Source organism: Vitreimonas flagellata (assembly GCF_004634425.1).
Taxonomy (GTDB): Bacteria; Pseudomonadota; Alphaproteobacteria; order Caulobacterales; family Aquidulcibacteraceae; genus Vitreimonas; species Vitreimonas flagellata.
In genome coordinates this window covers 108614-122082 of record NZ_SBJL01000001.1, presented here as the reverse complement: position 1 = coordinate 122082, position 13469 = coordinate 108614, and the positions used below count along the sequence as shown (strand labels likewise).

Annotated in this window: 13 protein-coding genes; 8 read left to right on the top strand and 5 right to left on the bottom strand. The window is 64.3% G+C overall.

Annotation, left to right across the window (positions count from 1 at the left end; all coding sequences use genetic code 11):
* Positions 1-27: 27 nt before the first annotated feature.
* The 5 genes from EPJ54_RS00650 to EPJ54_RS00630 all read right to left on the bottom strand — a co-directional run bounded on the left by EPJ54_RS00650 (position 28) and on the right by EPJ54_RS00630 (position 5039).
* Entirely contained in the window at positions 28-2526 is a 2499-nt protein-coding gene (locus EPJ54_RS00650; protein ID WP_135209749.1) for a heavy metal translocating P-type ATPase, read from the bottom strand.
* A gap of 32 nt (positions 2527-2558) precedes the next feature.
* Positions 2559-3158 (bottom strand): cation efflux transmembrane domain-containing protein, encoded by a 600-nt coding sequence (locus tag EPJ54_RS00645; RefSeq protein WP_239590688.1) that lies wholly within the window; start codon positions 3156-3158, stop codon positions 2559-2561.
* Positions 3159-3265: 107 nt separating this feature from the next.
* Positions 3266-3925, bottom strand: coding sequence for a class I SAM-dependent methyltransferase (locus EPJ54_RS00640; RefSeq protein ID WP_135209748.1), 660 nt, complete (start codon positions 3923-3925; stop codon positions 3266-3268).
* Complete coding sequence (gene lspA, locus EPJ54_RS00635) at positions 3922-4404, bottom strand: signal peptidase II (RefSeq protein WP_135209747.1); 483 nt, start codon at positions 4402-4404, stop codon at positions 3922-3924. Before lspA ends, EPJ54_RS00640 begins: the two co-directional genes overlap by 4 nt.
* The gene (locus EPJ54_RS00630) at positions 4401-5039 is read right to left on the bottom strand and encodes a methyltransferase family protein (protein WP_135209746.1); all 639 of its coding nucleotides are present in this window, start codon (positions 5037-5039) and stop codon (positions 4401-4403) included. The genes lspA and EPJ54_RS00630 overlap by 4 nt, the downstream gene beginning before the upstream one ends.
* A 64-nt stretch (positions 5040-5103) precedes the next feature.
* Between EPJ54_RS00630 and EPJ54_RS00625 the strand changes: the two genes are divergently transcribed.
* The 8 genes from EPJ54_RS00625 to EPJ54_RS00590 all read left to right on the top strand — a co-directional run bounded on the left by EPJ54_RS00625 (position 5104) and on the right by EPJ54_RS00590 (position 13469).
* Positions 5104-5520, top strand: coding sequence for a MerR family transcriptional regulator (locus EPJ54_RS00625; protein ID WP_135209745.1), 417 nt, complete (start codon positions 5104-5106; stop codon positions 5518-5520).
* A 350-nt stretch (positions 5521-5870) separates the two neighbouring features.
* Positions 5871-6233, top strand: coding sequence for a hypothetical protein (locus EPJ54_RS00620; protein ID WP_135209744.1), 363 nt, complete (start codon positions 5871-5873; stop codon positions 6231-6233).
* A 54-nt stretch (positions 6234-6287) separates the two neighbouring features.
* Positions 6288-7598 (top strand): TolC family protein, encoded by a 1311-nt coding sequence (locus tag EPJ54_RS00615; protein WP_135209743.1) that lies wholly within the window; start codon positions 6288-6290, stop codon positions 7596-7598.
* Positions 7595-8602, top strand: coding sequence for an efflux RND transporter periplasmic adaptor subunit (locus EPJ54_RS00610; RefSeq protein WP_135209742.1), 1008 nt, complete (start codon positions 7595-7597; stop codon positions 8600-8602). Before EPJ54_RS00615 ends, EPJ54_RS00610 begins: the two co-directional genes overlap by 4 nt.
* A 37-nt stretch (positions 8603-8639) precedes the next feature.
* Positions 8640-11900 (top strand): efflux RND transporter permease subunit, encoded by a 3261-nt coding sequence (locus EPJ54_RS00605; RefSeq protein ID WP_135209741.1) that lies wholly within the window; start codon positions 8640-8642, stop codon positions 11898-11900.
* A complete protein-coding gene (locus EPJ54_RS00600; RefSeq protein ID WP_135209740.1) occupies positions 11897-12313 on the top strand; it encodes a hypothetical protein in 417 nt (138 codons plus the stop codon). The genes EPJ54_RS00605 and EPJ54_RS00600 overlap by 4 nt, the downstream gene beginning before the upstream one ends.
* An 8-nt stretch (positions 12314-12321) precedes the next feature.
* Positions 12322-12852 carry a carboxymuconolactone decarboxylase family protein gene (locus EPJ54_RS00595; protein ID WP_135209739.1) on the top strand — a complete coding sequence of 177 codons (531 nt, stop codon included), beginning with the start codon at positions 12322-12324 and terminating at the stop codon, positions 12850-12852.
* Positions 12849-13469 (top strand): thioredoxin domain-containing protein, encoded by a 621-nt coding sequence (locus tag EPJ54_RS00590; RefSeq protein WP_135209738.1) that lies wholly within the window; start codon positions 12849-12851, stop codon positions 13467-13469. The genes EPJ54_RS00595 and EPJ54_RS00590 overlap by 4 nt, the downstream gene beginning before the upstream one ends.

Below are 13469 nucleotides of genomic sequence, written 5' to 3'. Positions count from 1 at the left end.
GTCGGCGGCGCGCCGGCTTGAACACTTTCAAGCTTGCTCGCGGTTGAGAAGGCGAAGGCCGTTCAACACGACAAGGAGAGAGGCGCCGACGTCTGCGGCGATGGCGCCCCACAGCGACGCGGCGCCCAACACCGTCAACACCGTGAATACGGCTTTGACGCCGATCGAGAAGGCGATGTTCTGGCGGATAATTCCAAGCGTCGCCCTTGAATGACCGATGACCCACGGCAGACGTGAGAGGTCGTCCTGCATCAACGCGATGTCCGCGGTTTCGATTGCGGCATCCGAGCCGATCGCGCCCATGGCCACGCCGAGGTTCGCACGCGCCATCGCCGGGGCGTCGTTGACGCCGTCGCCAATCATCGCCACCGCGCCATAACGTGAGACCAGCGCCTCCACCGCCGCGACCTTATGTTCGGGTAGAAGTTCGGCTTGAACTTCATCGACGCCGGTTTCGCCGGCTATGCGCTCGGCTGTCGCCCTATTGTCGCCAGTGAGCATGACCACGCGCTCGATGCCGGCCGCGTGCAGGGCGGCGACGATCTTTCTTGCTTCGGGCCGCACCGCATCGGCGACCGCGATCAAGCCCCAGACGCTTTTCCCGTCGCCGACGGCGACCACGGTTCGGCCGGCGACAGCAAGGGCGCCCGCACGCGCCAATGCCTCTGTGTTGTTTGCAGAAGCCGCACGCTCTTCGAGGAAGGCGCGCGAGCCGAGCCACGCGTCCCGATCTGCCACACGGCCGATCACGCCTTTGCCCCGTATCGCTTGAACGCCTTGGCCCGGCGAGAATTGCACGTTTTGCTCGGCTGCTTTGGCCAAGATGGCTTTCGCCAGGGGATGCTCGCTACGCGCCTCCAGCGCCGCGGCCAAGCTCAGAAGCGCCTCCGGACTGCGCCCATCGAAGGCCGCGATCTCGACGACATGGGGGCGGCCCTCAGTCAGCGTCCCGGTCTTATCCATGGCGATGGCGCGGAGTTTTGCTGGCGTCTCCAGATGCACGCCGCCCTTGATTAGGACGCCCTGCTTAGCCGCGCCGGCGAGCCCTGCGACGACGCTCACCGGCGTCGAGATCACCAATGCGCACGGGCAAGCGATCACAAGCAGCACCAGCGCCCGATAGAACCATACGTCCCAAGCGCCACTGAACAACAGCGGCGGGACGAGCAGCACTAAAACCGCAAGCGCCATCACGATTGGCGTGTAAATGCGCGCGAAGCTTTCCACCCATTGCTCGGTGGGCGCGCGCCGGCTGTGAGCGGACCCGACCATACGAATGATGCGCGCGAGCGTGGTGTCGCCCGCCGCCTTCGTCGTCTCGACTTCGAGCGCGCCTTCGCCGTTGATTGTGCCAGCATAGACAATAGCCCCAGGCGACACCGGAACCGGGACGCTTTCGCCGGTGATGGGCGCTTGGTTCACTTCGCTTTCGCCGGCGACAACGCGCCCGTCGAGCGGCATGCGCTCGCCCGGACGCACGATGATGTGCGCGCCGATGCCCACCTCGCTCGCTGCAACTTCGCGCTCTGCGCCGCTGGCGTCCTGCACCGTGGCGATGTTAGGCGCCAGCTCCATCAGCGCCGCCACTGCGCGTCGGGCGCGTCCAAGGCTCCACGCCTCCAGCGCCAACGCCAGCGCGAACAGAAACGACACGGTCGCGGCCTCAAACCATTGGCCGATGGCGACTGCGCCGGCGACGGCCACGACCATCAAGAGGTTCATATCAGGTCGCAGGCGGCGTGCAGCGAGCAGCGCCTTGGGCGCCACGTAGCGCGCGCCGCAGAGAATGGCGCCGGCATACGCGATGACGGCAGGCAGCGGCGGCGGCGGCGACCCGCCTGGTGTCTCGCTCAAAGCCGACACGAGATCGCCGGCGACAGCGGCGTGAATAGCGAGCCCAACCACGGTCAGGACGCCGCTCGCGGCGGTCAGCCGCGACTGCATCTTGCGCCTGCGCGCTTCAAGAGCAGCGCCTTCACCTACGGCGCCCTCGCTCCACACTTCTGCGCTCATACCCGTGCTGGCGACCGCACGCTCGATGCGCGTTATAAGCTCTGCGTCCGGAGACCCTGCAACTGACATGCGGCCGTTGATGAGATCGAAGGAAAGTCTCTCTTCGGCGACGACGCTTAAGAGTTCGCGCTTCAGCGTGGCGACCTCGTCGCCGCAATCCATGCCATGAATTTTGAGAACTAATGCTCCGGACGCGCTGGCCGGTACGGGCGAGGTCAGCGCCTCGTCGCTAACGCAGCTATGACACGCGGCCGCCTCCTCCTCGCGAGGCCACAAGGCCGCTTTCATACCGGTGGTCGCCACCGCGGCCTCGATCGCATCGTCGGACGCGCTCACGCCAGGTGCGATCTCCATCCATCCGGCTTTGGTGTCGAACGAAAGCTTGTCGTCGCCGCCGGCAAGCGGTCCCACCGCCGCTTTGAGCGCGCGCACTTCGTTTTGACAATCGAGGCCCGTCACCTTGAAGCGCCGGCCGGCGCCGACATCGTCCCCGGTGAGATTCGTTACCGACATTGATTGGCCACCTGTCGTGTTATTGGCGCGTTTCAATCTTCGTCCTTGGTCCGGCGTGCGTCGCCGATGATGTCGATGCCGCCTTTGATCGCGACCAGGGCCACCAACAGCCCCACGACAAGGTCGGGCCAGCGCTGCCCGAGCCAAATCACCAGCCCACCGGCGACCAGCACGCCGCCGTTGGAAATGAAATCGTTGAAGCTGAAGGTCTCGGCGGCGCGCAAATGCACTTCCTTCTTTTTCAACCGGCCGAGCAGCCATACGCACAGGAGATTGATGGCGCCCGCAAACAAAGCGACGATCATCATCGTGGCGCCGATCGGCTCCGATCCGGTCAGGAACCGGCGCACGGTGTCGGCGACAACGCCGAGGCCGAAGAGGATCAACAGCACGCCAGAAGCGCCCGCCGCGCCTCGCTTCCAATTGAGCGAACGGCCGACGGCGAACAAGCTTAGTGCATACACGCCAGCGTCGGAAGCGTTATCGAGAGCGTTGGCGATCAGAGCGCTGGAGTCCGACCAAACGCCGGCTCCTCCCATCACAACAACAAGCAACAAATTGAGGCCGAGCACGATCCACAACGTTCGCCGCTGTTGCGCCGTCACGGCCTCGTAGCTTTCATCATCGCTCACGGCGCAGCTCCACTGTTTCGGCGGCGCCGGCGACAAGATGGTTTATCGCGGCCTTCTCAACCGAATTCATCAGCACAAGGCGATCCTCCATGGTGCGAGAACGTGCGCTAGACGTCTGCGCGTTGAGCGCGATAAATCGAAATCGACCCCGTGACAGTCGCAATGACCTGCGTTTCCTCCACCGCCGCGAACCCCGCCTCGCGCATCAGCTCCGGCAGAACGCCACGCGCGTTCGGCTCGGTATTGTCGAAGCCGTCGAGCTTTTGGATCTGCCGAAACGCGGCGCGCATCAGCGGCGTGCGCTGTAGTCCATAATCGGCGACATGCAGGGTCCCGCCGGGGCGCAGGGCGCGCCCGATCGCAGCAAAACCGGCGCGCTTTTCCTCCAATGGCACTTGGTGGAACACGAGGCTGGAGACGACTTTCGTGAAGCGCCCCGCGTCAGCGTCCGCATCACGTGCGAAACCTTGTCGAAACGCCACTTCTGCGGCGGCTTTGGCGGCCTTGGCGCGCGCCCTTACGAGCACGTCCGCATCGGGATCAAGACCGACAAGGTGCGCGCCGGGCTCAGCCCGCTTCAGCATCACGGCGAAGGTTCCAGTGCCGCATCCAACATCCAGAATGCGATCACCTGGGGCAGGCGCGGTCTGGCGCAGCAGAGCAGAACGCCAACGCCGCTCGCGCGTCAGCAGAGCGATGGCGAAATCATAGAAAGGCGTCCACTCGGCGCGTCCCGCTGCTGGCGTAAATGTCCTATCATTACTCATTGGATGGGGTGCTCCTTGCGAGCGCGCAGCATGTCGATGACCAGCATCACAGCCCCGCATGTGATTGCTGCGTCGGCCAGGTTGAACGCTGGCCAATGACGCGCCAGCAGATGCAAATCGAGAAAATCGGTGACTTCGCCGCGCGACAACCGGTCGAAGAAATTGCCGAGCGCACCCCCCAACACGAACGCTAGTCCGAGGCGGGTGAGCGCTCGCGGTTCGCGCCAAAACCAGACGCCGAACATGAGGCTGATCGCGGCGGTGACCAGCAACACAACAAGGCTGCCTGCGTCGTTCAGCAGTCCGAACGCGACGCCGCGATTGTAACCCAGCGTCAAATTCAAAAACGGCAAGACCTCGATCGGTTCTTCGTAGCGCAGTTCGGTTCGCGCCCAGCCCTTCGTAACGAGATCAAGCGCAACCAGCGCAGGAATGAACACGAGCTGTGTGAGCCGCCCAGTTATCGTGGGACTGCTCATGGGGAAACTCTCCCAGAGCCTGCCCATGGAAGCGCGCGACGCCCGAACCAGCGCCCTACTCTTGCGGCATAAAGTTCGTATCGGTCGCCGTGCTTCTCGCGCAGCGCCTCTTCCTCAATGCGCACTTGCACGAGCGTCAGCGTCCACGCGCCAGCGAGAACCGCGGCGCTCATTACGGTGGGGCTCCACAGCAACAACGCCGCGAGCGCCGCGAGCAAACCTACGAAAATCGGATTGCGCGACCAGGCGAAGAGACCGCGAGAGACGAGTTCGCCGGGCCCTTCTTTCGGCACGCCAACTCGCCAAGAGGCGCCCATCTGAATCTGTGCAACGGCGATGATCGCGAGCGCGGCGACGAACAAGATGGCCGACACCCAGCGCAGGGGCGCGAACAAAGCCCAGTCCGGCCGGCCTAGCGCGGCCTCCAAATCGGGTGCGAGCCAAGCGACCGCCGATAGGGCGAGCGCCGCCAATACGGCGAGCCGCCAGAGCCGTTCAGCCACACCTTGAATGGCGGCTTGGCGGCCGAAGCCATAGGCGCTGACGCCGGACTGGCGGGTGACCAGCCAGAGCCGAAGGGCCGACCAGGCGATAATGAGGCTCAGAACTACAAATGGGATCCAGGACGGAGGCATCGAAACTCTCGCAAACCAACGCCCCGTGGTCTACATCCTCTAGTGACTAGAGGATCAAGCCCCAATGCTAAGTATCGGCAAAGTTGCGAAAAAAACCGGCCTGAAGGTCCCGACCATCCGCTTTTACGAGCAGGAAGGCCTGGTTCGTACGCCTCCCCGCACGCAAAGCGGTCGCCGACTTTATGCCGACGCCGACGTCCGCCGGCTCAGCTTCGTGCGCCATGCCCGCACGTTGGGGTTTGAACTCACCGATATACGCTCTCTGTTGGACCTCGCCGATCACCCTCACCGCCCGTGCGGCGACGCCGACCGGATCGCGTCGAAGAATCTCGAGACCGTGCGTCAGCGCATCGAGCAATTGCGCGCACTCGAACAGGAACTTTCGCGCATGATCGTCGCGTGTGCAGGCGGGCCCGCAAGCGAGTGCCGGATTATAGAGTCGCTGAGCGATCACGGCCTCTGCACGCGCAACCACGACTAAGAATTAGCAAGCTGACCACTCACGAAGGAATTCAGCGTGCCCGCGTTAGAACCGATGGTTCATCGGCGTTCGCTTCAGCGGTGAATCATGGCGCCGTTATAATGTTACTTGGCTTTCGGCACATCGACGCCAACCTTCGCTCGGTGTGCATCGCGCAACATCTTCGGCAACATTTTGGTCATACTCGCAGCTGCCGCGACGGCTGCGACACGATCGCCCTGGCCTGACTTCGCTGTGGGCGCCATCATGTGTTTACTGTTCGTCAGTGGGTCATGGGCTGTATATAGCCAAGCTCGCCGCGAATCGTCTGCGGTCGTTCAAGGGTGAAGCAGGTGCAAGCTTCGGGTGACATGAACTGGAGGCGCTGGGTCGCGATGCTCTGCATCGCGCTGCTCGCTTTCGTCATGTTCGAAGAAGCCTCGCCTGCTCATGCCGCGGCTGACTTGGCCCAAGCGGCGATAACTTTCGACGCCGTCAATGGCGCCGATCAAGTCCAGCCGTCTTCTGATCAGGACCAGTATCCGGACGGGCCGTTCCAACCGGCGCATCATTGCTGCGCGGCGCACACCAGCAGTGTCGCGCCTGTGATGCACAATACCGCAGTCCTCGCGCAACCATCGCTTCGCGTGCGTGTGCCGCTCAGCGTAGAGGCGGCGCTTTCGCACGCGCCTGAAGGTCTCGAGCGACCACCAAAAGCTACCGCGATCGTCTAAACGCGCCGTGGGCTTGTCTGCGGCGCGTGACTTTTCACGCATCGCGGACTTTTCATGCTCGATTCACACCGTTCAAGACGGCGTTCGGCGCGCATTCTGCGCTATGTCGCCACCGTTTCTCTCAGCGCGATCGCAGCGCCCCTCATCGCGCCGCCCGCGCTCGCTCAGGAGCGTGCGCCGCTTACGATGGCGAGCGCCATCGAGCGCGCGCTCCAATCCGATCCGGGCCTCAGCGCCGCGGGCGCGGGCGTCGAGGCGGCGCAAGGCGGGGCGCAACAAGCCCGCGTCCGCCCCAATCCAACCCTCGACGCCGAGGTTGAGAACTTCAATGGCCGCGGCGATCTACGCGGCTTCAGCGGCGCGGAGACGACCTTCTCACTTTCGCAAGAAGTCGAGCTCGGCGGCCGGCGCGGCGCTCGCATCCGCCTTGCCGATCGCGAACTTCACGGCGCGGAACTCGACCGCATTCTGCGCGGTCTCGATCTCGCGCGCGATGTTCAGACCGCCTACTACGACGCGCTCGCAGCAGAAGAGCTGGTGACGATTGCCGAAGAGCGTCTGGCCACCGCGGAAGCGCTCAGCACGTCGGTAGCACGCCGGGTGGCTGCTGCGCGCGATCCATTGATGGCGGGCGCACGCGCCGAAGCAGGCTTGTCGGAAGCGCGTATCGCGCTCACGCGCGCGCGCTCCGAAGCCGCAACAGCCCGCGCCCGCCTTGCATCTTACTTTGGCGGCGACGATGGCTTCAGCCTGGTGTCCGCGGATTTTGCATTGCCGCGCGCACGAGATCACGAACACGATGCGTTAGGTGATGCGAGCCCTGATATCGCGCGGCTCGCGGCAGAGCGCGACCGCTCGGGCGCGGCGCTCAGCGTGGAGCGGTCGCTCTCCTGGCAGAATCCGACACTCAGTCTTGGCTATAGAAGGTTCGAGGATCGCGACGGCGAAGGCGCGCTGGTCGCCGGCGTGTCGATCCCGCTTGGCGTGTTCGACCGCAATCAAGGCTCGGTCGCGCGCGCCCGCGCCGAGCAGCGGCGCGCGGAACTGGAGCTGGAAGCGGGACGGCGCACGCTTTCGCGGGAATATGCAGCGCTTGAACGCGCAATCGCGACCGATGCGGCCGCGGTGCAATCAACCGAAGAGGATGTCATCCCGCAAGCCGAACGCGCGCTCTCTTTGGCGCAAGACGGCTACAATCGCGGCGCCTTTTCCTATCTCGACGTCCTCGACGCTCAGCGCGCGCTCTCAGACGCGCGCCAAGCGCGCGTCGAAGCCCTGCGTTCTTTCCATAACAACGAGGCAGCACTTGACCGCCTCACGGCGCGCTTCGGGGAAGCGCTGCCCTTCGAGGAGCAACACCAATGAACACCTTCAGAATGAAGTCTGCCGCGTTCGCCCCTATCGCGCTGGTTCTAGCGCTTGGTCTCGCCGGTTGCGGCGCGGGCGAAGCTGAGTCCGAACAGCCCGCCGCCGAGGCCGGCCACGAGGAAGGCGAAGAAGCCCATGAAGAGGGCGAAGAAGGTCACGCCGAAGGCGAGGAAGGCGCCGCAGAGCGCGTCACCATTCCGGTCGAGGCGGCAGAGACTTCCGGCATTGTCGTCGCGACCGCGGGGCCTGGGGCAATCGAGGAAACGCTCAACCTGACAGGCCGCATCATGCTACAGCCTTCGGCGCGCGCTGAAGTGCATGCGCCTTATCCTGGGCCTGTTCGCGCGGTTCTGCGCAACGTCGGCGATAGCGTCCGGCGCGGGGAAACCTTGGCGCGGGTCGAAAGCGCCGAGAGCCTTCAGACTTACGCTGTCGGCACGCCAATCGCGGGCGTGGTGCTCGACCGGCAGACCAATATCGGCGATGTGACGAGCGATCAGCCGCTTTTCGTGGTCGGCGATCTTTCGCGCCTGCAAGCCGAACTCAATGTCGCCACACGCGACATCGGCCGCATAAGCGCCGGGCAACGCGTCTTCATCACCGGTCTCGATGGAGCCACGCGCGTCGAAGCCCAGATTGCGAGCGTCCTGCCAACCGCCGACGCACACAGCCAAACTTTGATCGCGCGCGCGCCGCTGACGGCCGCGCAAGGCTCGTCGCTGCGTCCCGGCATGGCCGTGCGCGGCGCGGTCGTGACGGCCGCACAACAAGCGGCGGTCGCAGTGCCGCGTGACGCGGTGCAGACGGTCGAAGGCAGAAGCGTCGTCTTCGTGCGCGTGTCGGAAGACACTTACGAAGCGCGGCCAGTCACACTGGGACGAACCGGTGCAACGCAAGTTGAGATCCTCTCGGGCCTCGCGGCCGGCGAAGCCTACGTCTCCGAAAACGCCTTCTTGGTGAAGGCCGAGATCGGCAAGGGCTCCGCCTCGCACGACCACTGAGACCGCCCCTCTTCAATCCCGACCGGATCCTACACACATGATCAGCCGCCTTATCGAACTCGCCGTCAGAGCCCGCTGGGCCGTCATGGCGATCGTCCTCATCGTCGCCGGCATCGGCGTCTACAACATCATGCGTCTGCCGATCGACGCGGTGCCCGACATCACCAACCGGCAAGTGCAGATCAATACGGTCGCGCCGTCGTTCGGTCCCCTCGATGTCGAGCGGCTGGTCACCTATCCAGTCGAAACCGCGATGTCGGGCATCGTGGGATTGCAGAACACGCGCTCGATCTCGCGCAACGGCTTCAGTCAGGTCACCGTTGTTTTCAACGACAGCGTCGATATCTATTTCGCCCGCCAGCAAGTGGCCGAACGGCTGACCCAAGCGCGCGAAAGCTTGCCCGAAGGCGTCGAGCCGCAAATGGGGCCAATTTCAACCGGCCTTGGCGAAGTTCTGATGTGGACGGTGCACTATGCCGATCCCAATGCCGAGGGCGCACGCGTTGAAGCAGGCCAGCCCGGCTGGCAGCCCGACGGCGCCTATCTCACGGTCGAGGGCGAGCGGCTCACCGATCCGGTGTCGCAAGCTGGATATCTGCGCACGATCCAGGATTGGATGATCCGTCCGCAAATGCGCTCAGTTGGCGGCGTGGCGGGCATCGACTCGATCGGCGGCTATGAAAAGCAGTACGTGGTCGAACCCGAGGCGGGCGCGCTCTCCGCTTATGGCATCTCCTTTTCCGAACTCGCCGAAGCGCTTGACCGCGCCAATCTTTCCGTTGGCGCGAACTTCATCCAACAAGGCGGCGAGTCGTTCCTTGTGCGCGCCGATGCGCGCATTCGCACGCTGGAAGAAATTTCCGAGGCTGTCGTCGCCACACGCGACGGCGTGCCGATCACCGTGCGCGACGTCGCCAATGTAAGCGTCGGCGGCGATCTGCGCACCGGCGCGGCTACCGAAAGCGGACGCGAGGTTGTCGTCGGCACGGTCTTGATGCTGACGGGCGGCAATAGCCGCACAGTTGCCGCCGCCGCGGCCGAGCGGCTTCAGCAAATCACCCAGACTTTGCCGCCCGGCATCGTCGCCGAAGTCGTCTATGATCGATCTAAGCTTGTGAACGCCACGATCGCCACGGTCGAGCGCAACCTCGCCGAGGGCGCGCTGCTGGTGGCGGTCGTACTCTTCCTGCTGCTCGGCAATATCCGCGCGGCGTTAATCGCGACACTCATCATTCCGCTGTCGATGCTGATGACGTCGATCGGCATGAATGTCTTTGGCGTCTCCGGCAATCTTATGAGCCTTGGCGCGCTCGACTTCGGCCTCATCGTCGATGGCTCGGTCATCATCATCGAAAATTGCCTGAGGCGATTGTCGGAACGTCAGCATCACGAAGGCCGGCTGCTGACCCTTCCAGAGCGTCTCCATGAGACGCTCGAAGCCGGCCGCGAGATGATCAAGCCGACCATCTTTGGTCAGATGATCATCTTTCTCGTTTTCGCGCCGCTGCTCACCTTCTCGGGCGTCGAAGGCAAGATGTTCTCGCCGATGGCGATCACGTTGATGTTGGCGTTGGCGGCGGCATTCATCCTGTCGCTGACCTTTGTGCCGGCGATGGTGGCGCTGCTCATTCGCGGCAAGGTCGCCGAAAAGGAGGTCAAGGCGATCGAGGTCGCACGCAACCGCTATCAGCCGGGTCTCGATTATTCGCTGCGCAAGCCAAAGACCGTGATCGCCGGCGGCATCGCCGTCTTCGCAATCGCGGGGGCGCTCTTCTTCACCCTGGGTCGCGAATTCATCCCGCAGCTCGATGAACAGGACATCGCCATCCAGGCGGTGCGCATCCCATCGACCTCGCTGCAGCAATCGACCGCCATGCAAGCGCGCGTCGAGCAGATCATCTCAGAGTTTCCCGAGGTCGCCTTCGTGTTCTCTAAGACCGGCACGGCGGAAGTGGCGTCGGACCCGATGCCGGTGAACATCTCAGACTCGTTTGTGATCTTGAAGCCGCGCTCGGAATGGCCGAACCCGAACGAGCCGAAGGCTGAGCTGATCGCGCGCATGGAAGCGAGGCTCTCGCAGCTCATCGGCAATTCCTATGAATTCACCCAGCCGATCCAGATGCGGTTCAACGAACTCATCGCCGGCGTCCGCGGCGACGTGGCGATCAAGCTCTACGGGGAAGATCTCACCGAAATGAGCCAAGCGGCCGGACGGATCGCTGCGGTGCTGCAGTCGATCGATGGCGCCGCAGACGTCAAGGTCGAACAGACCGGTGGTTTCCCGACGCTCGATGTTCGCTTCGACCGTGACGCCATCGCCCGCTATGGCCTCTCATTGCAGGACGTCACCGACACGGTGGCGACGGCGATGGGCGGACGCGAAGCCGGACTCGTCTTCGAAGGCGATCGCCGCTTCGACGTCGTCGTGCGTTTGCCCGAAGCCGTGCGGGACGATCTCGACGCCGTCGGCGCATTGCCTGTGATGCTGCCGGAAACCGAGAACGGACCTCGCGCCTCCATTCCACTTCGCGAAGTTGCGACCTTCACCTTCTCGGAGGGCCTCAATCAGGTCAGCCGCGAAAACGGCAGCCGCCGCGTGGTCGTGCAAGCGAACGTGCGCGGCCGTGACTTGGGCTCATTCGTCACCGAGGCGCAGCGCCGCGTGCGCGATGAAGTGACCCTGCCGACCGGGGCGTATCTCGATTGGGGCGGCCAGTTCGAGAACCTGCAATCGGCTTCGCAACGCATGTCGCTCATCGTGCCGGCCTGCTTTGTCTTGATCTTCGGCATTCTCTATATGGCGCTAGGCACTTTCCGCGCTGCGGGCGCTGTGTTCACCGCCGTGCCGCTGGCGCTGGCGGGCGGGGTCTACACCCTCTTCCTGACCGGCATGCCGTTCTCGATCTCGGCCGCGGTTGGCTTCATCTGTCTTGCCGGTGTCGCGGTGCTGAATGGCCTCGTCGTCATGACCAGCATCAACAGCCGCCTCGACCTCGGCATGCCTGTCGACGAGGCCATCCGCGAAGGCATGATCGAGAAGTTCCGCGCCGTGTTGATGACCGGCATTGTGCCAGCCATCGGGTTTGTGCCGATGGCGATCGCGCACGGCACCGGCGCTGAAGTGCAAAAGCCTCTGGCCACCGTCGTCATCGGCGGCCTCATCACCGCAACGCTGCTCACGCTCTTTGTGCTGCCGGCGATCTGCCGTCTGATGCTGAAGAGCGGCCATCAATTGCGCGAAGGCGAGATGCCGACCGCCTATTCAGGCGGCGGCGCAGCTCCGGCGCAAGCCGAATGAGCCGGCTCTCGCCGCTTTTCGCCGCGTTGGCGGTTGCGCTTCTCAGCGCGGCCGCAGAGCCGGCGGCGGCGTCCGGGGCCGGCCATTGCGGCGGCTTTGTTCGTCAGATCGGACGCGGCGAAATCGAACTCGCGGTGCGCGCGCAGCGCATCGAGGTGCGCCTGCACGATGAGTCGGGCGCGCCGCTTGATGCGACGGCGAGCGCGTCCTTCGCCTCCGCGCGCGGCGTCGAAGCCGTCACGCTCTTGCCCGCGGCGCCAGGCTTGATGATGGCGGATGCGCCGCGCCCCATCACGGCGCGCTCGATCATGCTGCGCGTCGCCTTCAATGACGGCGTTGTCGGCGCCGCGCGTTTTCCGGTGCGCCGCGCCACGTGCGCGGCGCCCTCCGCGACCCCTCGTTTGGAAAGGTAGGTTACCCTATGTCGTTGCAATCCCTTCGCGATGCACTTCCCGCCTACGCCGCCGATCAAAAGCACAATTTGATCACGCTGAGCGAAGAGCAGCTCTTGAGCGAACAGCAGAAGTGGGGCTGCTTTCTCGCCTGCGCCTACGCCACCGGCCAAGCACGTCTCATCGCCGCGCTCGAAAGCGAGGCGTCCGCCCGGCTGACGCCCGCCGCGCGCAATGCCGCCAAGTCCGCCGCAACCATCATGGCGATGAACACGGTCTATTATTCGGCGGTCAATCAGCTCAACAATCACGATTATCGCGGCCAACAGCCCGGCCTCGCCATGACGGCGCTCTCGCAGAAAGACGTCGACAAGATCGACTTCGAACTCTGGGCGCTTGCCGTTTCCGCCGTGCGTCAATGCGGCGTTTGTCTCAATGTCCATGAAGCCGAGCTGCACAAGCGCAACGTAACGCTTGAGCGCGTCCAAGCTGCGTTGCGGATCGCCGCCGTCATAAGCGCGGTCGCCGCCGTCATCGCCATCGAGAGCGCTGCGCCATGACGCCTCATCGCCGCCGCTTCCTCATCACGGCAGCCGCCGCGACAAGCGCGCCGGCTTGGGCCTACGCGCAATCATCGGACAACATGACCATTGGGTCGGAGTCAGCCCCGCTCCACCTCACCGAATACGCCTCGATGACGTGCCCTCATTGCGCGCAATTTCATCTCGCCAACTGGACGGCGCTGAAGGCGCGCTACATCGATACGGGCCGCGTTCGTTTCACCTTGCGCGAGATGGCGACGCCGCCCCCTGCCGTCGCCCTGGCGATGTTCCAGTTGGCGCGCTGCGAGCGCGCGAGCCCGGACGAATATCTCCGCCGGGTCGGCATTCTGTTTGAGCGCCAGAGCGCGATACTCGGCGCAGGCACGCTGGGCGGCGTACGCGATGCACTGCTCGCGGCCGGCGGCGAATGGGGATTATCCCAAGCACAGATCCTCGCCTGCTTGAACGACCCACAAGGCGTCCAGCGCATCCAACGCAGCATCGAAGGCGCCATGGCGCTGGGCGTCAACCACACGCCCTCGTTCCTGTTCGACGGCGCGCTCGACGAGGATCACGCCTTCCAGACGCCCGACGGCATGGTGCGCATGCTCGATGCGCGCCTGGCGCGGCTTTAG

Coding starts and splice junctions, on each gene's coding strand:
- EPJ54_RS00650 (WP_135209749.1), bottom strand. CDS start 2,526: ATGTCGGTAACGAATCTCACCGGGGACGATGTCGGCGCCGGCCGGCGC.
- EPJ54_RS00640 (WP_135209748.1), bottom strand. CDS start 3,925: ATGAGTAATGATAGGACATTTACGCCAGCAGCGGGACGCGCCGAGTGG.
- lspA (WP_135209747.1), bottom strand. CDS start 4,404: ATGAGCAGTCCCACGATAACTGGGCGGCTCACACAGCTCGTGTTCATT.
- EPJ54_RS00630 (WP_135209746.1), bottom strand. CDS start 5,039: ATGCCTCCGTCCTGGATCCCATTTGTAGTTCTGAGCCTCATTATCGCC.
- EPJ54_RS00625 (WP_135209745.1), top strand. CDS start 5,104: ATGCTAAGTATCGGCAAAGTTGCGAAAAAAACCGGCCTGAAGGTCCCG.
- EPJ54_RS00620 (WP_135209744.1), top strand. CDS start 5,871: ATGAACTGGAGGCGCTGGGTCGCGATGCTCTGCATCGCGCTGCTCGCT.
- EPJ54_RS00615 (WP_135209743.1), top strand. CDS start 6,288: ATGCTCGATTCACACCGTTCAAGACGGCGTTCGGCGCGCATTCTGCGC.
- EPJ54_RS00610 (WP_135209742.1), top strand. CDS start 7,595: ATGAACACCTTCAGAATGAAGTCTGCCGCGTTCGCCCCTATCGCGCTG.
- EPJ54_RS00605 (WP_135209741.1), top strand. CDS start 8,640: ATGATCAGCCGCCTTATCGAACTCGCCGTCAGAGCCCGCTGGGCCGTC.
- EPJ54_RS00600 (WP_135209740.1), top strand. CDS start 11,897: ATGAGCCGGCTCTCGCCGCTTTTCGCCGCGTTGGCGGTTGCGCTTCTC.
- EPJ54_RS00595 (WP_135209739.1), top strand. CDS start 12,322: ATGTCGTTGCAATCCCTTCGCGATGCACTTCCCGCCTACGCCGCCGAT.
- EPJ54_RS00590 (WP_135209738.1), top strand. CDS start 12,849: ATGACGCCTCATCGCCGCCGCTTCCTCATCACGGCAGCCGCCGCGACA.